Consider the following 24,587-nt stretch of genomic DNA (forward strand, 5'->3'; position numbering starts at 1 on the left):
AAACTGCTACTGAAAATTGTAGACTTTTTTATACTCTACCCTTTAAGGCATTAAAAACCCAAGCAATAGCAAAAAAACCAACACCAACCGCTGCAAATCCCCAACCTGCAACTTCATTATATCTAAAAGCGCCTAAAGCAATTAATCCTAATCCTACAAGTATCATTATCAATGTTGCCCAAGCAAGCACTGTATTTTTATTCATTCCCATATTATGTAATTCGTTAATTTGTTCGACAAATATCGGTATTTATTTGATACTGTCAAATTATAGATTTGATAAAAAGTCTTATAAATTAGGGGGTTAGAAAGTGTTATAGATTACATACTTAATTTCTTGCAAGTTTACGCAAAGCTACCCACTGTTTCATTTTTTCTCTTGAATCGCATGCTGGATAACCAACTACCGTTTTACCCGCTTCTACGTCACTGATAACGCCAGAACCAGCGCCAACTTTAGCACCAGAATGTATAGTAACATGATCTTTTATAGAAGCACTACCTCCAATAATAACTCCATCACCTAACGTTACAGAACCTGCTAAACCACTGTTTCCAGCCATTATACAACATCTTCCTAGCACAGAATTATGACCTATTTGCACTAAATTATCAATCTTACAGCCATCGCCTAAGACAGTAGAACTAAATTTTCCACGATCAATGCATGAATTAGCACCTACTTCTACAGCATTTCCAATAACAACATTACCAATATGCTTTATTTTAACTAAGCCTCTACCATCATTACTTGGTCTATATCCAAAACCATCTGCTCCAATACTAACGTTTGAATGAAAAATACAATGACTTCCAATTTTACTTCTTTCTCTAATCACTGTTCCGGACCAAATAACTGTCTCATTTCCAATGATAGTATCATCAAAAACAGAAACGTTAGGGTAGATGATTACATTTTCCCCTATTATTACATTTTTACCGATATAAGAATTTGCACCAATTTTGCATCCATTTCCCAATTTTACAGTTTTATCTATAACCGCTGTTGGATGAATATCTGCTTCAAAATAGGGATGTTCCGGTTCAAAAGCATCCAATATCAGTGCCATTGCTAAGTCAGCATTTTTTACTTTAATAAATGCTTTTCCTTCTCCTGGAAGCACATTAATTCCATCATATACAATTGCTATACTCGCCTTTGATTTTTCCCAGAAACGAGCATATTTAGAATTTCCTATAAAGGTAACATTCCCCTTTACTGCATTTTCAATTTGCTCTGGAGCGAATATTAAATCTTTGCAATTTCCAATAAGTTCACCGTTAACAATTGCTATTATTTCTTCAAGGGAGAATGATTTCATAATTATGATTTTTAAATGTATTCGTTTTTGCGAATACTATACATTTTTTTGATAAGAGTTCCCCATAGCAATTAAAGAAAAAACTAAATTTTGGCCGCCAATATTGCACCTTGTTTGATCGCTCTTTTTGCATCTAACTCTGATGCAAAATCTGCTCCACCAATTACATGTACTTTTTTACCTACATCCAATAAAGGTTGGTATAATTCTTTAAAAGGTATTTGACCTGCACAAATAACAATATGATCTACTTCTAAAATTTTAGCTTCCTCATTTTGTGTATAATGCAACCCTTGATCGTCAATTTTAGTATAAGAAACATCTCCTATAAACTGAACTTTTTTCTTTTTTAAACTAGAACGGTGAATCCAACCTGTAGTTTTCCCAAGATTTCCACCAAATTTTCCTTTACTCCTTTTAAACATAAAAATTTCTCTAGATGCTGCATGAATTAATGGTTTTTCTCCTTCAATTCCTGCTCTGGCTTCTAGCGTTTTGTCTATTCCCCATTCTTTTAACCAAGTATCAATATTTAGCGAGGTAGATTCTCCTTCATGTGTTAAATATTCTGAAACGTCAAAACCAATTCCTCCTGCTCCAATTACAGCTACTCTTTTGCCTACTGGCTTTTTAAACTTTAAGACATCAATGTAACTCAATACTTTTTGATGATTAATTCCTTCAATTTTTAATTCTCTCGGCTTAATTCCTGTTGCAACTATAATTTCGTCAAAATCTGAATCTTTTAAATCATCCTCAGAAACTCTAGTATTTAGTTTTAAGCTTACTTGATGAAGTTCAATTTGTTTCTTAAAATAACGTAAGGTTTCATAAAACTCTTCTTTTCCTGGAATTTGTTTTGCAAGATTAAACTGACCACCAATTTCTTTATCCGCATCAAATAAAGTAACCAAATGGCCCCTTTGTGCTGCAATTGTTGATGCTGCTAAACCTGCTGGACCTGCTCCAATTACTGCTATTTTCTTTTGACTTTCTGTAGGATAATAATTCAGTTCTGTTTCATGACAAGCCCGAGGGTTTACTAAACAACTTGCAACTTCTTGTTCGAAAACATGATCTAAGCAAGCTTGATTACAACCAATACATGTATTTATTTCGTCTACTCTATCTTGTGCTGCTTTATTTACCCATTCTGAATCTGCTAAAAAAGGACGCGCCATAGAAATCATATCTGCATCTCCTTCTGATAATATTTTTTCAGCTGTTTCTGGCATATTTATTCTGTTAGAAGTAATCAAAGGAATTGATAATTCTTCTTTCATTTTTTTTGTAACCCAAGTAAATGCACCTCTTGGAACTGAAGTTGCAATTGTAGGGATTCTAGCCTCATGCCAACCAATCCCTGTATTTATAATAGTGGCTCCAGCTTTTTCTATTTCTTTACCCAGTTGTACCACCTCTTCCCAAGAACTACCATTTTCAACCAAATCTAACATTGATAGTCGGTAAATTATAATGAATTCTTTACCAACAGCTTCACGAGTTTGTTTTACCAACTCAATAGGTAAACGCATTCTGTTTTCATATGCACCACCATAATTATCAGTTCTTTTATTGGTTCTTTTTGCAATAAATTGATTGATTAAATAGCCTTCCGAGCCCATAATTTCAACACCATCATAACCTGCCATTTTAGATAATTCAGCACAGTTTACAAAATCTCTAATTGTTCTTTTGATTCCTGATTGTGTTAACTTAAATGGTTTAAAAGGTGTTATTGGCGACTTTATTTTAGAGGGAGCAACATTAAAAGGATGATATCCATAACGCCCTGAATGCAAAATTTGCATACAAATTTTCCCTCCTTCTTTATGAACTGCATTCGTTATTTTTTGGTGCTGTATAGCATGTTTTGTTGAAGACATTCTTGCAGCAAAAGGCCCTGTCCAACCTTGAATATTTGGTGAAATTCCTCCTGTAACAATAAGACCAACTCCTCCCTTGGCTCTTTCTGCGTAATAGGTTGAAATTTTATCAATAGCATTTTTTTCTTCTTCTAAACCTGTATGCATAGAACCCATTAAAATTCTATTTTTTAAAGTTGTAAAACCTAAATCTAATGGTTCAAAAATGTGCTTATATTTCATAATCTTGGAGTTAAATTTATTATGCATGCATAATAGTTTGCAAGATATGTTTATTTTCTGAAAATAAAAAACCAAAAAAATTGATTCTTTGGCTTTAAAAAATTTATAATTTAATTCCTATTTCATAGGAACATCAATCACTAACAATTTACTTAACACATTTGCCTTGATATTGATTTTTTCTTTTTCCGTAATTCCAATGGCATCTCTTTTTTCAAGAGTTTCATCCTCTATTAATACTTCTCCTTCAATTAAGAAAAAATAAGCTCCATTTCTTAAATTGTAAGTTGTTTCGAAGCCTTTATCTAAATCAATCATCGAAATATATCCTTGCTGGTTTATTGGCAAAGAACCTGCAACCAATTTATCTTTTGGGGAAACTAAAACTTGAAATTTGTTTTTTCTTTTTATCGCTTTAAATATTTTTTGATTGTAATAAGGCATTATATTTTCTAACTCAGGAATAATCCAAAGTTGTAAAAAATTTACAGCCTTTGTTTCACTGTCATTAAATTCTGAATGTGTTAAACCAGTTCCTGCACTCATAACCTGTACTTCCCCAACTTCTATAGAACGTTTATTACTCATACTATCTTTGTGAGATAAGGCTCCAGAAATAGGGATAGAAATAATTTCCATATTTTTATGCGGATGTGTTCCAAACCCCCTTTTTGGTTCCACAACGTCATCATTTAAAACGCGTAACATCCCAAAATTCATTCTTTCTAAATTTTGATAACTTGCAAAACTAAATGTATGATGTGACCGCAACCATCCATGATTTGCATGACCTCTAGATGCTGCTTTGTGTATTATTTTATTCATGATTTAACTTTCTTGATTAATACAAATACCCCATTTTACCCTTCTGATAATCGCGCATTGCTTCCAAAATTTCTGTTTGAGTATTCATTACGTAAGGTCCATATTGAGTGATTTTTTCTCCAATTGGTTCTCCTGATAAAACCAATAGTGTACTTTCTTTTTTTGCTTCAAATTGAATGGTATTTCCATCTTGATTAAAAGTAATCATTTGGTTTTCTCCTTTCCTGAGTAGTTCTGAAGTATTCACTAAAATTTCACCAACTAACAAATAAATTAAAGATTGATGCTTTTCTGGAATATTAATTTCTAATTGTCCCCCTTTATTTGCTTTTAAGGTAAAAACGTTAACAGCCGTCTGAGTTTGTATCAAACCAGATTCATTATTTTGATTACCTGCAATAATATTTAATTGCACTTTTTTATCCTCAGAAAAAATTTTTGGTATTTGTTTTTCTTCTAAGTGCTGATAATTCGGTGTCATCATTTTATCTTTTGCTGGCAAGTTTAACCACAACTGAATTCCCTCTAAATCTCCCCCTTCTTTCACAAATTCTTTAGTTGGCCCCTCAGCATGGATAATTCCACGACCTGCTGTTGTCCATTGAACATCTCCAGCTTTCACCACCATTTCATTTCCTAATGAATCTCTGTGTAATTGCTCACCTTTAAACAACAATGTTATTGGTTCAAAACCTCTGTGCGGATGCGGCCCTAAATCAAACGGATTGTTAAATTCTGATATCGCATAAGGTCCATAATGATGCAACAATAAAAACGGATCTACATTCTCTATTTCTTCCGTTGGCAATGGTTGACGCAATTTTATTGGTCCCATATTTACCATAGGACTTGTAACTTTATGCTGTATTGTTTTATATTTTTTCATAATTAAATAAGCTATTAGCTCTCGATACAATTCTGATAAAAAATACTAGTCACTCAAACTAACATTCTATAGATACTTCCCAAGGAAAATATTTTTATAAATTTTTTCTATCTAATTTTATCTAAAAGATTGCTTAAAGTAATGGCTTCTTCATCTGTTAATTTTTCTAAAAAAGACACCTTTTCATTGTCATCTATAGTAGATAATAAATCCAACCCAGATAGCGTTATTTTTACAAACACTACTCTTCTATCATGCTCACAGCGCTCTCTTTCAATTAAGTTTTTATCACACAACTTATCCATTAAACGAGTTGCATTTGGAGCTCTTTCTACCATTCTGTCTTTCACAATCTGAACCTTAATTTTATCTTTAGCACCCCTTAAAATTCTTAAAATATTGTATTGTTGTGGAGAAATTCCATAAGGTTTAAAAAACTCATTCTCCCTGCTATTTAACCAATTAAAAGTATATTTTATATTGATTAATGCCTTTACCTTACTGTTTATAAACTTAGAGTTGATATCTTTAGAAATGTCTCCCATAATTATGCTCTTAATCTTAAATCTTGCATTATTTTATTAAATTCTTCTGTTGTTGGCGTTAAATAGATGGTATCATCTACAAATAAAGTTGGAAATTTAACAACTCCATCATATAGTTCTTTGCTGTGTTCTCTTGCTTCAGCATCCTTAGAAACATCTTTATATACATAAGGAACATCGGTTGAATTTAAAAAATTTTTAAAAGCAACTGTATAGGCATGTCCTTGTTTCCCGTATAAAACTATTTTCATATGGATTGATTTACAGCATTCTCAAATTTATTTACTTGTTCTTTTAATGATATTAATAAATTTTCATGTATGATTTTACCATCTTTAAAATTATCGTAGAAACTTGGAAAAGAAAAAGAAATTAGTTCTTTAGCACCCATTCTAGAGAATGATTGAACTCCTGTTTCTAAAACTGTTTGCCCTCCCCTACCTCCTGGTGAAGTTGCCATTAATAATAATGGTTTATCTCTAAAAAAATTCTTTTCTATTCTTGTACTCCAATCAAAAACATTCTTAAAAGCTGCAGCATAAGATCCATTATGTTCTGCTAATGAGAGGATAAATCCGTCATAATTATCCAACAAAGAAGTAAACTTTTTTGCATCTCCTGGAAATCCATTTTGTTCTTCATCAATGCTATAAATCGGTAAAGTGAAATCTTTTAAGTCTATCACATCAAAAGAGGTGTTTTCTAACTTCTCTGCAGCAAAAATTGCTAATTTTTTATTGATAGATGTTGAGCTCGTGCTTCCTGCAAACGCTAATACTTTTTTCATTTATATAATTTTTGATTCCATTTTTGTTTCTCCTTTTATCATTTTTGCCACTGGACATTTCCCTGCAATAACCAACAACCTCTTTTTTTGATCTTCAGTGATTTCTTTTTCAAAGGAAATATCTTCAACCAACCATTTTTTAATTCCTTCACAAGTTGACTCTTCTTTTTGAGAAACATTGACAGTTATTTTACCTACATCCCATCCTTTTCTTTCTGCATACATTCTTAAGGTTATTGAAACACAACCGCCTATTGCAGTTAATAAGTATTCAACTGGTGTTGGGCCGTTATCGTCACCGCCAGAGCTGACAGGTTCATCAATTACTAAAAAGTGATTTCTTGTTTTAACTTCAGCCAGATAGTTTTTATTTGTTAAAACTACTTCAGCATTTTTATCTCTAAGCATTTTAAATTTTTTTATCAGTTTTGTAAGAGGTAATTAAAAGAATTATTGCGAATGCTGCTTCCTTCTGTTCTCCGTCTCCAATCATAAAATGTACAAAAAAAGCATTAATAAGGTTAATAACCCTATAGAAATATAGTAAATAATCTTAGTAATTTTCATCTTGAACCTTTATAAATTCAAGACAAAATTACAAAATAAAAATTTATTTACCAAGGAAAATAAATCCAAGGAAATATTTAAAATTGATTTTACTTAAAATGGATATTTTTATGGTTGATATTCTATGATAAAAAAACTAACCTAACTTACTTTAAATATTGGTTATTAAAAACATTGTATATTCACTAAGAGGTTTTAGTCAATTTAGACTCTAAATTAAATCTAATCAAAAGTTATGAATCAAATGACATCAATTAATGACCAAAAAACTGAAAACCAAAAACAATCAATAAAAGCAAAACAAAATGAATCAAATGGAATAGGAAGCGCAGGATTCGTTTTTGCATTAATTTCCATATTTATTGCATGGATTACATTTTTGGGTTGGATAATATGGCTTCTTGGATTTAGTTTATCTTGGGCAGGAATTTATAAAAAACGGAATAAACTTGCAATAGCTGGACTTGTTATCTCAATTCTAGTACTTATTTTTTATCTTATATGTTTTTCTTTTATATTATTCATTTTTTAATCTTTAATAAACTGTTTAAAACAACAACAATAATTCATTGGAGCGGATTTTCCTACTCGAAAATTCTTTTCTTACAACAATAATTTAATGTTCTAGAATGTCTAAGAGGACAAACCCATAACTAAACTTATAAACGAAATATGCCTAAAAAATGAAAACAGAAAACTTTACTTATCCATTTTTATTGAATCGATTTTTTTCTGAAGACGTTGTATTTCTTGAATCTTATTTTGCTGTTTAGATAACAATTGAATGGAATCTATTATTTGTTCATTTTTTTTCTAAAAAAACTTCCCGAATCCAGCCAATTTCATCAACAAAAAACAACATGAAATTAGTTACTATAAAACCTATTTTTACTAAATATTTAGTATAAAGTTCCACTAATTTTTCATAAAACAGGAACTAGCTAACTCCTATATAAATTGATTTATTTCCAAATACTGTAATAATAAAATGGTTCTTGCATCCATAATTTCTTGTGTTTTAATCATTTTTAAAGCATCTATGAATGATATTTCTATTACTTCTATTTCTTCATTTTCAATTGCAAGACCTCCTCCATTTTCTGTTTTGTCTTCATCTTTATATTCACCCACAAAAAGATGTACTTTTTCTTTCACAATGCCTGGTGATAAAAAAACAGTGCATACTTTTTTTACTTCTGATATTCGATAACCAACTTCCTCCTCCGTTTCACGAATCACACAAGTCTCTGGAGACTCATTTTTATCAATTCCACCGCCAACAACTTCGATAGAAAATCCTTTTGAAATACCTGCCACAAAAACGGGCATTCTAAATTGTTTCGATAAAATTACTTTTTCTGTTTTAGTATTATAAAGCAAAATTGCAACTCCATCACTTTTTCCATAAACTTCATGAAATACATTTCTTGTTTTTCCGTTTTTAAACGTAAAATCAAAATTAAATTGCTCTAAAGTACCCCAAATACTGGAAATAACTTTAGAGGTAACGTTACTAATTTTATCTTTAACTTCCATCTTCAAAACTTCTTTTTACTTTTAAACCCATATTTAAATACTTTTTAGTATCATCCGTTTTTCTCTATAATTTATATCTGTTGTTATGATAACAAAATCTCTTTAAACCATTATATCTTACCCTTTAATTTTAAGAAAAACGAATCCTTTCATCTTCATATCATCAATTTTTACAGCAGCATAAATGGTGATATACAAAATACACTAGCATAAACATTTTTACAAATAAAAAACTTCTAAACAGAAAAAAATTGAGCAATTTTTAGATAACAAATTTCGTTATTTTTTTTAATTAAAAGAAGTACTACTTTAAATATGTACAGCTATAAAACCCTTTTTTTTACGCCAATTCTAAGTACTAATTTTATGATTTGAGATCACAACTAATTTTACACAGTTTTTTAAATAAATAGATTAATATGTAAAAAAAATAGCTTTATTTTATTCTTAACAAATCCATTAACTTTTCAAGATATTAAACCTCAATTAAGGGAATAACATTTTATACCTCCATTTAACGCGCACTTAGATATTGACAACTAAGGCTAGCTAGGAAAATACATCAAAAGACTTCTCCTTCACTTGATTACTAGCTAAACGTCAGCTTAATTTCTTCAGATAAAACAAAACTAACTATCAAATAAAAGAACATTTTTCTTTGATTAAAAATAAGAAAATCCTCTTTGAGCAGCTCAAAGAGGATTTTTTAATTATGAATTCCGTAAATTTATTAAGCTACTTTTGAAATTTTATTTCGTGTTTTTTTAACCTCTTCAGAAGCTTCAAACTGATTTGAAGTATTGTTCTCTCCTCCTGCCTTTAAAGCTTTATCACCAGCAAAAAAAGTTTTATGATCATCACCTAAATCAGAACCTGCCATTCTTTGATGTTTTACACATGAAACTCCTTTTCTAATTTCTTGTCTTTGAACACCCTTTACATAGGCTAACATTCCTTCTTCACCAAAATAACCTTCCGTAAGATCATTCATATGCAAAGCTGTTGTATGATACGTTGGCAAAGTAATTAAATGATGGAAAATCCCTGCTTCTTTTGCCCCATCAATTTGAAAAGTTTTAATTTTTTGATCTGCACGATAACTTAATTCAGAAGTATCATATTTGACATCCATTAAATTATTTCTATCATAAGCTGTCATATTTTCTCCCTCAGAAAGCATTTCTTCAAATACTTGATTTCGGAAATTAAGTGTCCAGTTAAATGAAGGCGAATTATTATACACCAACTTAGCGTTTGGCACAACCTCTTTTACTCTATTTACCATATTTGCAATTTGCTTTACATTTGGTGTTGGTGTTTCTATCCATAATAAATCTGCCCCATTTTGTAAACTGGTAATACAATCTAACACAACTCTATCTATATTAGAACCTTCTTTAAATTTATACAAACCATTTGCCAATCTAATTGGACGTACTAATTTACCATCTCTTTTCAATAGAACATCATCTTCTTTAGCATCCTTAATTACTATTTCTTCTGCCTCAACAAAAGCTAAATATTTAGAAGCTAAATCTCCTGGCTCTTGACTTACTGGTAGTTTCTGAGTTAGACCTGCCCCTTCAGAATCTGTTCGTGCTACAATAATTCCATCATCCACACCCAACTCTAAAAATGCATATCTAATGGCATTTAATTTAGCAATAAAATCTTCATGCGGCACCGTTACTTTTCCATCTTGATGGCCACATTGTTTTGCATCTGAAACTTGATTTTCAATTTGAATCGCACATGCTCCTGCTTCAATCATCTTTTTAGTCAATAAATAGGTAGCTTCTTCATTTCCAAAACCTGCATCAATATCTGCAATAATTGGAACAATATGAGTTTCGAAATTATCTATTTGATCTTGCACATCTTCTCCATTCTCTAATCGTTTAAATAAATCATTCAATTCAATAGCATCTGCTTGACGAAGAAAATCATAAATTTCGCTTATTAATTTTGGCACAGCCGTTTTTTCGTGCATAGATTGATCTGGTAACGGCCCAAATTCTGAACGCAATGCAGCAACCATCCATCCAGACAAATACAAGTATCTTTTATTGGTTGTTTTATGATGTTTTTTTACAGCAATCATTTTTTGTTGCGCAACAAAACCATGCCAGCAACCTAAAGATTGTGTATAGTTAGATGAATCTTCGTCATATTCTGCCATATCCTTTCGCATGATAGCTGCAGTATATTTAGCAATATCTAAACCTGTTTTAAAACGATTTTGAGTAACCATTCTTGCTGCACTTTCAGAACTTATTGCATTCCAAGAATTACCATATTTTTCTTTAAGATTTCTTACAGTTTCTAATGCTGAACTATAATTAGTTTGTGATAATTTTTTCATAATTTTGTCTTTTGATTATTAAGGTTTCTAGATTTTGATAATTTCGTCTCGCACACTATTGCCGTAGTTGCGAGACATTTTTTTTTAAATATATTTATATGCTGATAGTGTTAAAAACTCTTTGTACTCCTTTGATAAAACTAACTGATCAAAGAGGTTAATTGCTAATTCAAATTTTCCGTTTAAAAAATTAGTTTCACCAACTAATTCTTTAATTTTCTCTAATTCTTCTTTTTTTAATTGCTGATACATTTCTTCTCCAAAAAAGCGCCCATCTTCTAATTGAATATTATGGTTTAACCAATGCCAAACCTGAGTCCTAGAGATTTCCGCCGTGGCAGCATCTTCCATTAAATTATATATTGCAGCCGCTCCGTTTCCACGTAACCAACTTTCTATATATAAAATACCTACATTAATGTTTTTTCTAACGCCATCTTCAGTAATGGTTCCTTTTGGCATTTCAACTAAATCTTTAACACCAACATTTACATCAAATCTTTTTACATGTATTTGATTTTTTGTCATCATGTTTTCATTAAATACGTTCATTGCTAAAGAAACTAATCCTGGATGCGCAACCCAAGTTCCATCATGTCCATTTTTTACCTCTTGCTCTTTATCTGCATGCACTTTTGCAAATGCATTATTATTCGCTAATTCATCATTTTTAATCGGAATTTGTGCCGCCATTCCTCCCATCGCATGCACTCCTCTTTTATGGCATTTTTGAATAACCCTCAAAGAATAAGCTTTCATAAAAGGTGTTTTCATTGTTACTTGATCTCTATTCGGTACCATAAAATTTTGATGATTTCTAAACTTTTTGATGTAAGAAAAAATATAATCCCAACGACCACAATTTAATCCAGCCATATGATTTCTTAACTCATAAATAATTTCATCTAACTGAAAACTTGCCGTGATCGTCTCTATTAAAACAGTCGCTTTAATTGTGTTTTGAGGAATCTTTAGATATTCTTGGGCAAACACAAAAATATCATTCCATAACCTTGCTTCTAAATAGTGCTCTAATTTTGGTAAATAAAAATAGGTAGCAGAATTTTGCGCTTGTAATGCTTTAATGTTATTAAAAAAATACAACCCAAAGTCTACAAAAGAACCAGACATTTCCTCACCATCAACAGTAAAATGTTTTTCATTTAAATGTAAACCTCTGGGTCTCACAAGTAACGTTGCCGTTTCTTTATTTAATTGATAGGTTTTATCCTTTTTCTCATCATAGAATGAAATTGTTTTATTGATAGCATCTTTTAAATTAATTTGACCCTGCAAATTATTATGAATATTTGGAGAATTACTATCTTCAAAATCTGCCATAAAAGTTTTGGAACCAGAATTTAAAGCATTAATTACCATTTTACGCTCTACAGGACCTGTAATTTCTACCCTTCTATCTAATAAATCTTCCGGCAAAGGAGCACAAACCCAATCAGATTCCCTTATTTCTTTTGTCTCTTTTGGAAAAGAAGGATAATTTCCGGCATCAAAATAAGCTTGTTCAGCTTCTCTATCTTCCAATAATTTTAATCTTCTTTGATTAAATTTTTCATGTAATTCTAATAAAAACAATTGAGCCTTGTTAGTTAAAACATCTTGATACGCATCAAACTTAAATTCTTTAAAACTGATTTCTTTAATACTACTATTTTCTTCCATAATTAGAATATTTTAATTTCTACACTACAATGATATAAAATATATTTGAACTCAACAAGCGAACGTTCGCTAAATAATATAAAAATATTAATTAAATTAATTCGCTATTTATTCTTATCTTTGATTTATGATGATAGAAGACGAATACATACGATTAATATTTGGCTTAAAACTGAAGCAAATAAGAACAGAGAAGAACCTTTCTCTTTTTGGTCTAGCAAAGTTATCCGGACTTTCAAAATCGTATTTAAATGAAATTGAAAAAGGAAAAAAATATCCAAAAACAGATAAAATATTATTACTTTCTGAAAATTTAGAAGTTCCTTATGACCATTTTGTATCTTTAAAACTAGATAAAAACCTTGCACCTATTGGCGAAATTTTACAATCTAAAATTTTGAAAGAAATACCACTAGAGCTATTTGGTATCAAAGAGAATAATCTAATAGACATCATTGCAAACGCTCCTGCAAAAGTTAATGCGTTTATAAGTACAATTATAAAAATTGCACAAAACTACAACCTAACAAGAGAAAGCTTTTTTTTAGCATCTTTACGTTCTTACCAAGAAGCGCACAATAATTATTTTGAAGATATTGAAAATGATGCAGAGAAATTTGCCAAATTATATCATATAAACTTATCAAAAAGAATAAATTCCAAGGATTTAGAAGAAATTTTAATCGAAGAATTTGGATACAAAATTGATGACAAAGAACTTTCTAAACACGACAATTTAGGTGTTTTGAGAAACATTTATATCCCAAAAAAGAAAATACTTTTAATTGATAAAAACATTTCTGAAGCACAAAAAACATTTATTTACGCAAAAGAATTGGCGTACAATCATTTAAAGATTAAAGATAGGCTTTACACTTTCCCTTGGATTAAATTTGAAAATTTTGATCAAGTTTTGAATAATTTTATTGCATCTTATTTTGCTGGCGCTTTAATTATCCCAAGAAAAAATTTAACAGAGAAACTAACAAACTTCTTTGAACTTGAAAACTGGAGACCTTTAAAACTGCATCAAATAATTAAGAGTTTTAATTGCTCTCAAGAAACTTTTTACCAACGTTTAACAAATATTTTGCCCAAATTTTTCAAAATCAAAAATTTATTTTTCTTACGCTTTACACACAAAGAGAATTCACCAGAATTTAAACTAAGTAAAGAATTACACATAACACAACAACAAGCACCTCATGCAAACAGAAAAAATGAGCATTATTGCAGACGTTGGATATCTATAAAAACAATTCAAGACTTAGAAAATTCATCCAAAGAAAGAGCAACTTTTGGCATTCAAATTTCTTCTTACGAAAATCAAAAAAACGAATATTTAGTACTTTCTTCGGCAACTCCAGATCCTTTTAAAAAAGCCATTAACAGAAGTGTAAGTATTGGAATGTTACTTTCTCCTCACTTAAAAAAGAAACTTACTTTTCTTAAAGAAAACACTTTTCATAAAAATATTGTTGGCGTTACCTGTGAAACCTGCGCCGTAAAAAATTGTACAGAAAGAATTGCAGAACCAACTCGCTTAGAAAAGGAAAATCAACATAAGGAAATAGCTAAAACAGTTGACAATATTATCAATTCTTACAGTTAAAATTTTCTTATTTTAGCATCTTATAACAACTATTTTTTATGGATATCAACTTCAATAAAAACGAAGATTACAATAAACTTTTAGTCTCAGATTTACGCAAACGTTTTGTGAAAGTAAAATTAGGTGGTGGTCAAAAGAGAATTGACAAACATCACGCAAATGGCAAAATGACTGCAAGAGAAAGAATTGATTATTTGTTAGATAACAATTCTAAATCTATCGAAATTGGCGCTTTTGCTGGTGAAGAAATGTATGCAGAACATGGAGGCTGCCCTTCTGGCGGAGTTGTTGTGAAAATTGGCTACATCAGCGAAAAACAATGTATCGTGGTTGCCAATGATGCTACCGTAAAAGCTGGAGCTTGGTTTCCTATTACTGGAAAAAAGAATTTACGTGCTCAAGAAATATCCATAGAAAACAACTTACCTATTATTTACTTAGTAGATTCTGCAGGAGTTTACCTTCCAATGCAGGATGAAATTTTCCCCGATAAAGAACATTTTGGACGAATTTTTAGAAACAATGCGGTAATGAGTAGTATGGGAATTACTCAAATTTCTGCCGTTATGGGCAGTTGCGTTGCCGGTGGTGCCTATTTACCAATTATGAGTGATGAGGCATTGATCGTAGATAAAACCGCAAGTATTTTTTTAGCTGGAAGCTATCTGGTAAAAGCTGCAATTGGTGAGAGTATTGACAATGAAACTTTAGGCGGAGCAACTACACATTGTGAGATATCAGGGGTTACAGATTACAAAGCAAAAGATGATAAAAATGCTTTAAATAAAATAAGATTTATAATTGATAAAATTGGTGATTACGACAAAGCTGGCTTTAGTAAAAAAGAAGCATTTCCGCCAAAAGAAAAAGAAGACGATATTTTCGGAATTCTTCCAAAAGAAAGAAACGCGCAGTATGATATGTTAGAGATCATAAAACGTTTGGTGGATAATTCTGAGTTTGAACAATACAAAGAAAGTTATGGAAAAACCATTTTAACTGGTTATGCAAGAATCGATGGCTGGTCCGTTGGTATTGTTGCTAATCAGCGAAAATTGGTAAAAACAAAGAAAGGGGAAATGCAATTCGGTGGCGTTATCTACAATGACTCAGCGGATAAATCAACTCGTTTTATTGCGAATTGCAATCAAAAGAAAATACCTTTAGTTTTCCTTCAAGATGTAACCGGTTTTATGGTTGGCTCTAAGTCTGAACATGGAGGAATTATAAAAGATGGTGCAAAAATGGTAAATGCCGTTAGCAATTCTGTAGTTCCAAAATTCACAATAATTATTGGAAATTCTTACGGAGCAGGAAATTACGCTATGTGCGGAAAAGCATACGACCCAAGATTAATTGTTGCTTGGCCAAGTGCAGAACTAGCAGTTATGAGTGGTAATTCTGCTGCAAAAGTTCTACTACAAATAGAAACAGCCTCACTTAAAAAACGAGGTGAAAAAATTACCCCTGAAAAAGAAGCTGAGCTATTTGACAAAATAAAATCTCGATATGACAAGCAAATTTCTCCTTATTATGCAGCCGCAAGAATATGGACAGACGCCGTTATAAACCCATTAGACACGAGAACTTGGATCTCTATGGGAATAGAAGCTGCCAATCATGCTCCTATTAAAAAGCAATTTAATATGGGAGTTTTACAAGTTTAAAAGAATCTATGCCAGCACGCAGAAGACTATTTTATTACTTTTTTACTTAAAATCTTATGCTCAGTATTTTGAAGCTGAATTGCATTTTATGAATGAAACAACTAAAAATGGAATTGCTCGAATTAATACTTTAAATGATAAAACAATTTACAAGGATCATAAAAATTCAAAAAAAGAAAAATACAATCATAAAAATAGTAGTAATTTAATATTAAAAAAAGATTCTATTTCTCATTCCTTTCGTTACAAAAAAAAGTGAGGCAAAAGAGCTCCAAAATTACTCCAAGTAATTATAGAGAACGATAATTTATCATTGTGTGCTATTGCTATTGAATCTAACTATTTACATACTTTTGGTTTGATAGGCGCTCTAGCAACAAAAATTGTAGACGCTAATAAAATTAATTACGAGTATTAAATGATAAAAAACAATGAGGCAAAGCTTTCTTTTTTGGGAACACTGAAATGACTTCAAAAAGAAGGTTTGGAGAAATTATAAAAAAACGTCTCAAGCCGTGTTCTTTAATTATGAAACATTTAGAAAACAAGGAGTGTAAAGTTAAAGAAATTCCAAAAATTGTAGCTCTATATAATACAAAGTGTGTTTCCAAATAAATTAACTTTATCTTTTTGGGAATTGCTATACTTTTATAAAAAAAGATATTTTTTATTTAAAAAATAATGACCTTTATCATAATTAGTAGTGACTTTATGCTATATTTTTGACAAATAATTTTTCATAAACAATGAGTAAAGCAATTTATATTGCCGCAACAGAATCTGACAGCGGTAAATCTTTGGTATCATTAGGTCTTTTAAGAATGATGTTAACCAAATCTTCGAAAGTAGGCTATTTTAGACCTATTATCAACGAAGTTAAACCAAGTTCATTTGATGATCATACAAATACAGCAATTAATTTTTTCAACTTAGATATTGCCTACAATGATTGTTATGCCTATAAACAAGGTGAAGTTGTAGAATTGTTAAGTGAAGGTAAAGCAGATGATGTTATTCATAATGTTATCAAAAAATACAAAAAATTAGAAGCCAAATATGACTATGTTTTGGTAGAGGGAACAGATTTTTCAGGTGAGGGTGGCTTTACAGAATTAGATGTAAATCTTATGATAGCCAAAAATCTTGGAATTCCTGCATTAATAGTGGGTTCTGGAAATGGAAAAAAGAAGAAAGATTTCATAAATACAATGCAACTTACTCATCAATCTTTTATTAATAAAGAAGTTGATGTTATTGGTATTATTGCCAACAAAATTGAAGTTGACGAAATTGATTACATTCAAAAAGAATTACAAAAAAGCTTTCCTAAAAACCTACAAATAGACATTATTCCCAAAATTGATTTTTTGTCATATCCTACGGTTAGAGAAGTGGTAAAAGCTTTAAATGGTAGCGTTTTATTTGGAAAACAATTTTTAAATAATGCAATAGAAAGTTATAGTACTGGCGCTATGCAATTGCGTAATTATTTGACTAGAATTAAAGAAAATGCTTTAATTATAACTCCAGGAGATAGAGCCGATATTATTTTAGGAGCTTTGCAAGCCAATGCTTCTAGCAACTACCCAAAAATTGCAGGAATTATTTTAACAGGAACTTTAATTCCTGAAGAATCTATTCTCAAGTTAATTGAAGGTGTGCAATCTACCGTTCCGATTATTTCTGTCGACGGAGGAACCTTTGGTGTATCTAACAAAATTGGTTCAGTAAAATCTAAGATATACTCCACTCACAACAAAAAGATCTTATTATCATTAGATACTTTTGATAAATATGTAAATGCAGAAAAATTAACAAACATATTAACATCCTATAAGTCAAATAAACTAACACCAAGTATGTTTCAGTATAATTTGCTGCAAAAAGCAAGAGCTTTTAAAAAACATATTGTGTTACCAGAGGGCGAAGATGAAAGAATTATTAAAGCTGCTGCTCGTTTGCAGCTGCTAGATATTGTTGATTTAACCTTGTTAGGAGATAAAAATGCAATTCAATTAAAATGTGATCAAATTGGATTACAAATAGATTTGGATAAAATAAATATCCTAAATCCTGAAAACTCTATTCATAATGTTGATTTTGCAAATACGTTATTTGAAGCACGCAAGCACAAAGGAATGACAGAAACTACTGCAAAAGATTTAGTACATGACGTTTCTTACTACGGTACTATAATGATTTTAAATGGTTTAGCAGACGGAATGGTTTCTGGCGCTATTCATACAACAATGCATACCATAAAACCCTCACTTCAATTAATTAAGACTAAACCTGGAGTTTCAGTAGTTTCCTCTGTATTTTTTATGTGTTTATCAGATAGAGTTTCTGTAATGGGTGATTGTGCGGTAAATCCAAACCCAAATGCAGAACAATTAGCAGAAATTGCAATTTCTTCTGCTCAATCTGCAGAAGCTTTTGGTATTGAAGCGAGAATTGCTATGTTGTCTTATTCTTCTGGAAGTTCTGGAAAAGGTGAAGAAGTTGAAAAAGTAAGAAAAGCAACAGAAATCGTTAAATCCTTGCACCCAGAATTAAAAATTGAAGGTCCTATCCAATATGATGCTGCTGTAGACATGACTGTTGCTAAAACAAAAATGCCAAACTCTAAAGTAGCTGGCCAAGCATCTGTTTTAATCTTCCCTGACTTAAACACAGGAAACAATACCTATAAAGCCATACAGAGAGAAACAGGAGCTTTGGCAATTGGTCCAATGCTGCAAGGATTAAACAAACCTGTAAATGATTTAAGCAGAGGTTGCACGGTAGATGACATTTTTAATACCGTTTTATTAACCGCCATTCAAGCACACCAAGGATAATATGAATATTTTAGTTTTAAATGCAGGCTCTTCATCTTTAAAATATCAATTGATAGAAATGCCTCTACAAATAGTAAAATGTATTGGCATTATTGAACGGATTGGTATGGATGATGCCATTTTTACGCACGAAAAAGATACGGATACATATTCTGAGGTTTTACCTGTTTTAAACCACGAAGTGGGTTTAAAAAAAATTGCTAAAACTTTAATGGATGCAAAACTTGGTGTAATAAAGTCTGTAGATGAAATTGAAGCTGTTGGACATAGAATTGTTCATGGAGGAAGAAAATTCAGCAGCACGGTAATTGTTAATCAAGAGGTTAAAGACAATATTCGAGATTTATTTGATTTAGCACCACTTCATAATCCCGCAAATCTAACTGGGATAGAGATTGCTGAAACGATATTTAGTTCAGCAAAACAGATTGCAATTTTTGATACCGCTTTTCATCAGACAATGCCAAAAGAAGCATATCAATATGCCATTCCAAATTACTATCTAGAAGAACATAAAATTAGAGCTTACGGTTTTCATGGCACAAGTCATAAATATGTTTCAGAAAAAGCCATTGAATATTTAGGAGCAAAATCTAAAAACATTCTTACAATTCATTTGGGTAATGGTTGCAGTATGTCTGCAATAAAAAGTGGAAAAAGCATAGACAATTCATTGGGTTTTGGACCCATGAATGGCTTGGTAATGGGAACTCGTTGCGGAGACATAGATCAATCCGTACTTTTATTTTTGATGAAAAAGCTCAATAAATCGGTTAAAGAGGTCACCACTTTATTACAAAAAGAATCAGGAATGAAAGGTTTAACTGGCTTTTCTGATTTAAGAGAAATTTCTGAAAAAGCTGATAACGGAGATGAAAAATGTCAAAATGCATTAAACATAGCTGCCTATAGAATCAAAAAATATATTGGCTCTTATGCCGCAATATTAAACGGATTAGATGCCATTATTTTTACAGCCGGAATTGGAGAAAATTCTAGCTTAATGAGACGAATGGCTTGTGAAAATTTAGACTTTTTAGGAATTGTTTTAGATGAACAAAAAAACGAAATTCGTTCCAAAGAAATAAGAGAAATTCAATCAACAGCATCGAAAGTGAAAATTTTGGTGATTCCAACGAATGAAGAAATTGAGATTGCAAAACAGTCCTATGACCTTTTAAAATAATATTTTTCTAAAAAATTTCCTTAAAATACATTTTAGTTCGTTGGCTCTTTTTTTTTAATCTAATATTAAGCAAGATGAAGAGACAAAACAAATCTAAACCACACCTTCCATTCAATATTTAATTAAAAAAAATCCTTGTCTAAAAAAATTGTGAAAGAACTTAGTATTTTTTTACATTTGCTTGCAGTTATATAATATTGAAAAACAATCATTACAAATGGGTAGAGCATTCGAACTTAGAAAAGGACGTAAAATGAAACGATGGTCAGCAATGGCTAAAACCTTTACCAGAATTGGTAAGGATATTGTTATGGCTATTAAAGATGGAGGTCCAAATCCTGAGTCAAATTCTAGGTTAAGAGCAGTTATGCAGAATGCAAAAGCTGCAAACATGCCTAAAGATAATGTTGAGCGTGCAATAAAAAAAGCAACAGACAAAGATACAGCCAACTATAAAGAAGTACTTTTTGAAGGTTATGCACCTCATGGAATAGCAATTGTTTTAGAAACTGCAACTGACAACAACAATAGAACCGTTGCCAATGTTAGGTCTGCTTTTAATAAATGCGATGGGAATTTAGGCACTTCTGGATCTGTTATTTTTATGTTTGATCATGTTTGTACTTTCACTATTAAAAAAGAAGACATTACCATTGACTTGGAAGAACTGGAGTTAGAATTAATTGATTTTGAAGTTGAAGAAGTTTTTGACGATGAAGAAGGAATTATAATTTATGCTCCTTTTGACCAATTTGGAGCTATTCAATCTTTCTTTGAAGAAAACAACGCAGAAATTTTATCTTCTGGCTTTGAAAGAATTCCTGCAACAACCAAAAAATTAAATGAGGAACAACAAGCAGATGTAGAAAAATTATTAGAAAAACTAGAAGAAGATGATGATGTTCAAAATGTATATCACTCTATGGAAATGTAAAAAATCTTTTTTTTTCCAAAAAGAAATAAAAAATAAAATATTTATAAACTCAACTTTTTTAAAACCTATGGTAAAAAAGACTCTAAAATTTTAGCACATTCTTACCGTAAAGAATAAAATATAAGCTACAAAAAAATAATGCAGAAAAAAATGGAATTTAAAACCAAAATTAAAAGTGATATTGTAGATTTAAGTTCTATAACAAAATTTTTCCTAAAAGATAAAGGTTTTTTAATCAAATTAATAAGCGTATACCTAAAAGATACGGTTCCAAGAATAGAAATTTTAGAAAAAAGTTTAACTAAAATTGATTATTCAGCAATAAAAGACATTTCTCATTTTTTAAAATCTTCCTTTGCCTTAATGGGTATTAGATGTTTAAATGAAATTATAGAACTTGAAAACCTAGCTAAAATAGAAGCTAGTGAAAGCAGCATAAAAGAAAAACTGAATTATATAATACCTATCTCTAAAGAAAGTACTGTGGAATATGAGCGCATTCTGGGAGATCTAAAAAAACTTGAACCATAAAAAAAAAACTGCTACTTGACTTTTAAACTCCATTGAAATTGAAAATTAGAAACCACTACTCCATCTTCATTTACACCTTCAGATTTTAAAATAATCACCTGTCCTTCACCTGTTTCTATAGATGCCTCAATTGCTTCTCTAATTTTATTTCCACCGTTACAAGTAAATAAAATTTTACCTGTCGCTTTTTTAAAAAAATCACTTTCTTGATGCACAACCAACATAGAAACTTTACGATTAGATTTTTCTATTTCTTGCATTACTAAAACCCCTGTACTCATTTCTGCCGCCATGCCTTGAGCCGCCCAAAACATACTTTTAAACGGATTTTGATTTATCCATTTATGTTTTATTTTAACCACAGCAGCATCATGTGTAATCGTTTTTACACGCACACCTCCAAAATATGCGAGTGGCAATTTAAAAAGTATAAAGGTATTTATTTTACCAGGAGTAATCTTCATAAACTTATATTTCGCTGACAATTTACTACTTTTTTACAAAATAAAAAGAGAAAGTTAAATGTTAAATATATGTTAATTATAGTACCTTGTATTACATAATACCTTTTTAAAGATATATATTTGCATAGACAAGTATTATACACTTTATATAAAATGAAAAAAAATAACGAAAACACCAATGCTTTTTTAATCCATATTTCTGCATTTGCAGGATTTATATTTCCTTTTGGAAATATTATTACACCACTTATTGCATGGCAAACTTTAAAAGACAGAAGCACCTTTTTAGATGAACAAGGCAAAGAAGCTGTCAACTTTAATATCAGTTATAGCTTGTATGTTTTTATTTTGACACTCACTTTCATACCTATTGCAATTAGTTCTATTTTTAAAAACCAAAATAATTTTATTAGAAATAATCATTTTAATTTTGACATTGATAATATCTTTGGATTTATAGGATTAGGTTCCATTACAGGAATTGTATACTTAATCGGAATTGCACTTGTGATTATAGCATCCATAAAAGCAAAAGAAGGAGAGAATTACAAGTATCCTTTTACAATAAAATTTATAAAATAAAAATTTAAACCACAGTACATGAAGATTGAAAACACAAAAGCACAAATGCGAAAAGGTGTTTTAGAATTTTGCATTTTATCTATCCTAAATAATGGTGATGCATATACTTCTGAAATCCTTTCAACGCTAAAAAGTGCGGAAATGATTGTGGTTGAAGGAACCATTTATCCGTTATTAACTCGGCTAAAAAACACCGGATTATTAACATATAGATGGGAAGAATCAACTTCAGGGCCGCCAAGAAAATATTATGTTTTAACTGAAAACGGAGGCATGTTTCTAAAAGAATTAGACAAAACATGGAACAATTTATTAAAAGCAGTACACCAAGTAACTAGTAAAAAATCGACTACAAATGAATAAGACTATTAATATAAATTTAGGCGGATTTTTCTTTCATATCGATGAAGTAGCCTATCAAAAATTAAGAAGATATTTAGAATCAATTTCTAGATCTTTAAGCGACGACCCTCAAGGAAAAAACGAAATTATTGCAGATATCGAGGCTAGAATTAGTGAGCTTCTGTCAGAAAAAATCACAGATGCCAGGCAAGTTGTAAATGAAAGTGATATCGATGATATTATTGTAATTATGGGTCAACCTGAAGATTATGCTGAAGCGGAACAAGAATATAGTGATGCCAATTACTCTTACAACAGAAACAGTGCTTCTGGAAAAAAATTATTTAGAGATGGTGATGATAAATTTTTAGGAGGAGTTGCCTCCGGAATTGCTCATTATTTTGATTTAGATACAATTTGGGTACGTTTAGGACTACTGGCATTATTCATTTTTGGAGGATTTGGAGTTTTACTCTACATCATCCTTTGGGTTTTATTACCTGAAGCAAAAACAACTGCAGAAAAATTACAGATGGAAGGTGAACCTGTAAATATTGATAATATTGAGAAAAAAATTCGTGAAGAATTTAACAATGTTTCAGAAAATGTTAGCGTCTTGGCAAATAAAGCATCTGAAAAAATTAAAGAAGGAGCTAGTGAATTTTCTGAAAAAATGAATAATACTTTCTCGGGAAATACGAAAAAAAATAACGGTTTACAAGATTTATTTGATATCATAGGTAAAATTATTCTTGCTATTTTTAAAGTAGTTGGTAAATTTATTGGTATTATTATCATATTTGTTTCTGCAGCAGTTATTTTATCTCTATTAATTGGAGGGTTTTCTGTAGGAAGTTTAGAATGGTTAAATGTAGATGGAGAATTTTTACACTATCCACCATTTTTCTATGATTCTGTATTGCCAATTTGGTTGCTTACTTTATGTGCTTTTTTATTGATTGGAATTCCGTTTTTGATTTTATTTATTTTAGGATTAAGAATCTTATCAAGCGATGTAAGAAAACTAAGCAAACCCACCTCGTTAACTCTTCTAGGAATTTGGATTGTTGCACTATTAGCAATGATTTTCACAGGTTTAGAATTTGGAGTATCACATTCAACTCATGGTAAATCATTAGAAAAAAACAATATCAATATCGTAGAGAATGATACCCTAAAATTAAAAATGATAAATAATGATGCTATTTATTACCGTCATAATTTAAGGAGAAGCTCGCGCAAAGAAGAAGTTGAAATTGATGGAACCAAAATGGTCTACAGTAATAATATTAGACTCGATGTTAAAAAGAGTAATTCTGATGAAAGTTACTTAGTTATTCAAAAAGAATCTAAAGGTAAAAACAAAAGTAGTGCGAATACTAATAGTAAGAAAATTAACTATAAATATGAAGTCATAGACAATGTGATCATATTAGATGCTTATTTTTTATCAGACTTTAAAAATATGTGGAAAGATGAAGAAATTAACATCACGCTTTTCATCCCAAAAGATATGACTATATATTTTGATAATTCTACTAAAAACTTTTTATCAAATGTTGCAAATGAAACTGACATATATGACAAAGACATGCCTAACCATCACTATATGATGACAGAAAGCACTTTGAAATGTACGGATTGCATTGAAGAAATTAAGGAAGAAAAAGAAATCATTAAAGAAAAGGCACTCCGTAAAACTAATAAAAAACTAGATAGAGAAATTAAGGAAGAAACGATTTAAAATACAATTCAACCTTAAAAAACAACAATTCAGTACTTAAACTTTCTTTTGAACCGCCTATTAAAAG

The 24,587-nt window shown here is 30.6% G+C and carries 23 protein-coding genes; 10 read left to right on the forward strand and 13 right to left on the reverse strand.

The window, feature by feature from the left end; genetic code table 11:
• Window positions 1-28: 28 nt before the first annotated feature.
• The 9 genes from BLT88_RS10485 to BLT88_RS10525 form a co-directional block, all read right to left on the reverse strand.
• The gene (locus BLT88_RS10485) at window positions 29-205 is read right to left on the reverse strand and encodes a CAL67264 family membrane protein (protein WP_223267264.1); all 177 of its coding nucleotides are present in this window, start codon (window positions 203-205) and stop codon (window positions 29-31) included.
• A 124-nt stretch (window positions 206-329) separates the two neighbouring features.
• A complete protein-coding gene (gene lpxD / locus BLT88_RS10490; protein WP_091954666.1) occupies window positions 330-1,322 on the reverse strand; it encodes a UDP-3-O-(3-hydroxymyristoyl)glucosamine N-acyltransferase in 993 nt (330 codons plus the stop codon).
• A gap of 83 nt (window positions 1,323-1,405) precedes the next feature.
• Entirely contained in the window at window positions 1,406-3,433 is a 2,028-nt protein-coding gene (locus tag BLT88_RS10495; RefSeq protein ID WP_368086558.1) for an FAD-dependent oxidoreductase, read from the reverse strand.
• A 114-nt stretch (window positions 3,434-3,547) separates the two neighbouring features.
• Window positions 3,548-4,255 (reverse strand): pirin family protein, encoded by a 708-nt coding sequence (locus BLT88_RS10500; protein WP_091954668.1) that lies wholly within the window; start codon window positions 4,253-4,255, stop codon window positions 3,548-3,550.
• Window positions 4,256-4,271: 16 nt separating this feature from the next.
• The gene (locus BLT88_RS10505) at window positions 4,272-5,141 is read right to left on the reverse strand and encodes a pirin family protein (protein WP_091954669.1); all 870 of its coding nucleotides are present in this window, start codon (window positions 5,139-5,141) and stop codon (window positions 4,272-4,274) included.
• 107 nt (window positions 5,142-5,248) lie between these two features.
• Window positions 5,249-5,686, reverse strand: coding sequence for a MarR family winged helix-turn-helix transcriptional regulator (locus BLT88_RS10510; RefSeq protein ID WP_036787808.1), 438 nt, complete (start codon window positions 5,684-5,686; stop codon window positions 5,249-5,251).
• 2 nt (window positions 5,687-5,688) lie between these two features.
• Entirely contained in the window at window positions 5,689-5,937 is a 249-nt protein-coding gene (locus BLT88_RS10515; RefSeq protein WP_036787805.1) for a glutaredoxin, read from the reverse strand.
• On the reverse strand, window positions 5,934-6,473 hold the full coding sequence (locus tag BLT88_RS10520; RefSeq protein ID WP_091954671.1) for an NADPH-dependent FMN reductase: 540 nt from the start codon (window positions 6,471-6,473) through the stop codon (window positions 5,934-5,936). The genes BLT88_RS10515 and BLT88_RS10520 overlap by 4 nt, the downstream gene beginning before the upstream one ends.
• Complete coding sequence (locus tag BLT88_RS10525; RefSeq protein WP_091954672.1) at window positions 6,474-6,881, reverse strand: OsmC family protein; 408 nt, start codon at window positions 6,879-6,881, stop codon at window positions 6,474-6,476.
• Window positions 6,882-7,275: 394 nt separating this feature from the next.
• Here BLT88_RS10525 and BLT88_RS10530 point away from each other — a divergent pair, with 394 nt between their 5' ends.
• Complete coding sequence (locus BLT88_RS10530; protein ID WP_231959979.1) at window positions 7,276-7,572, forward strand: hypothetical protein; 297 nt, start codon at window positions 7,276-7,278, stop codon at window positions 7,570-7,572.
• Window positions 7,573-7,988: 416 nt separating this feature from the next.
• Here the strand turns inward: BLT88_RS10530 and BLT88_RS10535 are convergent, their stop codons facing one another.
• From BLT88_RS10535 to aceB, 3 genes are all read right to left on the reverse strand, one after another.
• Entirely contained in the window at window positions 7,989-8,576 is a 588-nt protein-coding gene (locus BLT88_RS10535; protein WP_052107584.1) for an NUDIX domain-containing protein, read from the reverse strand.
• A gap of 730 nt (window positions 8,577-9,306) precedes the next feature.
• Entirely contained in the window at window positions 9,307-10,938 is a 1,632-nt protein-coding gene (locus BLT88_RS10540; RefSeq protein ID WP_091954674.1) for an isocitrate lyase, read from the reverse strand.
• 84 nt (window positions 10,939-11,022) lie between these two features.
• Window positions 11,023-12,618: a malate synthase A gene (gene aceB, locus BLT88_RS10545; RefSeq protein ID WP_091954675.1), complete on the reverse strand. Its 1,596-nt coding sequence runs from the start codon at window positions 12,616-12,618 to the stop codon at window positions 11,023-11,025.
• Window positions 12,619-12,745: 127 nt separating this feature from the next.
• Between aceB and BLT88_RS10550 the strand changes: the two genes are divergently transcribed.
• From BLT88_RS10550 to BLT88_RS10575, 6 genes are all read left to right on the forward strand, one after another.
• Window positions 12,746-14,230 carry a helix-turn-helix domain-containing protein gene (locus BLT88_RS10550; RefSeq protein WP_172824307.1) on the forward strand — a complete coding sequence of 495 codons (1,485 nt, stop codon included), beginning with the start codon at window positions 12,746-12,748 and terminating at the stop codon, window positions 14,228-14,230.
• Between the two features lie 38 nt (window positions 14,231-14,268).
• Complete coding sequence (locus tag BLT88_RS10555) at window positions 14,269-15,897, forward strand: acyl-CoA carboxylase subunit beta (RefSeq protein ID WP_091954678.1); 1,629 nt, start codon at window positions 14,269-14,271, stop codon at window positions 15,895-15,897.
• A 746-nt stretch (window positions 15,898-16,643) separates the two neighbouring features.
• Complete coding sequence (gene pta / locus BLT88_RS10560) at window positions 16,644-18,737, forward strand: phosphate acetyltransferase (protein ID WP_091954680.1); 2,094 nt, start codon at window positions 16,644-16,646, stop codon at window positions 18,735-18,737.
• 1 nt (window position 18,738) lies between these two features.
• Window positions 18,739-19,923, forward strand: coding sequence for an acetate/propionate family kinase (locus BLT88_RS10565; RefSeq protein ID WP_091954681.1), 1,185 nt, complete (start codon window positions 18,739-18,741; stop codon window positions 19,921-19,923).
• Between the two features lie 217 nt (window positions 19,924-20,140).
• A complete protein-coding gene (locus BLT88_RS10570; RefSeq protein ID WP_036788365.1) occupies window positions 20,141-20,857 on the forward strand; it encodes a YebC/PmpR family DNA-binding transcriptional regulator in 717 nt (238 codons plus the stop codon).
• Between the two features lie 150 nt (window positions 20,858-21,007).
• A complete protein-coding gene (locus BLT88_RS10575; RefSeq protein ID WP_091955771.1) occupies window positions 21,008-21,388 on the forward strand; it encodes an Hpt domain-containing protein in 381 nt (126 codons plus the stop codon).
• A gap of 11 nt (window positions 21,389-21,399) precedes the next feature.
• On the opposite strand, the gene BLT88_RS10580 is transcribed toward BLT88_RS10575, so the two are convergent.
• Window positions 21,400-21,852: a DUF4442 domain-containing protein gene (locus tag BLT88_RS10580; protein WP_091954683.1), complete on the reverse strand. Its 453-nt coding sequence runs from the start codon at window positions 21,850-21,852 to the stop codon at window positions 21,400-21,402.
• Between the two features lie 153 nt (window positions 21,853-22,005).
• Between BLT88_RS10580 and BLT88_RS10585 the strand changes: the two genes are divergently transcribed.
• From BLT88_RS10585 to BLT88_RS10595, 3 genes are read left to right on the forward strand one after another with little or no spacing between them, the layout of a single operon-like run.
• On the forward strand, window positions 22,006-22,434 hold the full coding sequence (locus BLT88_RS10585) for a DUF4870 domain-containing protein (protein WP_091954684.1): 429 nt from the start codon (window positions 22,006-22,008) through the stop codon (window positions 22,432-22,434).
• A gap of 18 nt (window positions 22,435-22,452) precedes the next feature.
• Window positions 22,453-22,797, forward strand: coding sequence for a PadR family transcriptional regulator (locus BLT88_RS10590; protein ID WP_036787780.1), 345 nt, complete (start codon window positions 22,453-22,455; stop codon window positions 22,795-22,797).
• The gene (locus BLT88_RS10595) at window positions 22,790-24,520 is read left to right on the forward strand and encodes a PspC domain-containing protein (protein ID WP_091954686.1); all 1,731 of its coding nucleotides are present in this window, start codon (window positions 22,790-22,792) and stop codon (window positions 24,518-24,520) included. Before BLT88_RS10590 ends, BLT88_RS10595 begins: the two co-directional genes overlap by 8 nt.
• Window positions 24,521-24,587: the final 67 nt, after the last annotated feature.

The sequence above is a fragment of the Polaribacter sp. Hel1_33_78 genome, from assembly GCF_900106075.1.
Lineage (GTDB): Bacteria > Bacteroidota > Bacteroidia > Flavobacteriales > Flavobacteriaceae > Polaribacter.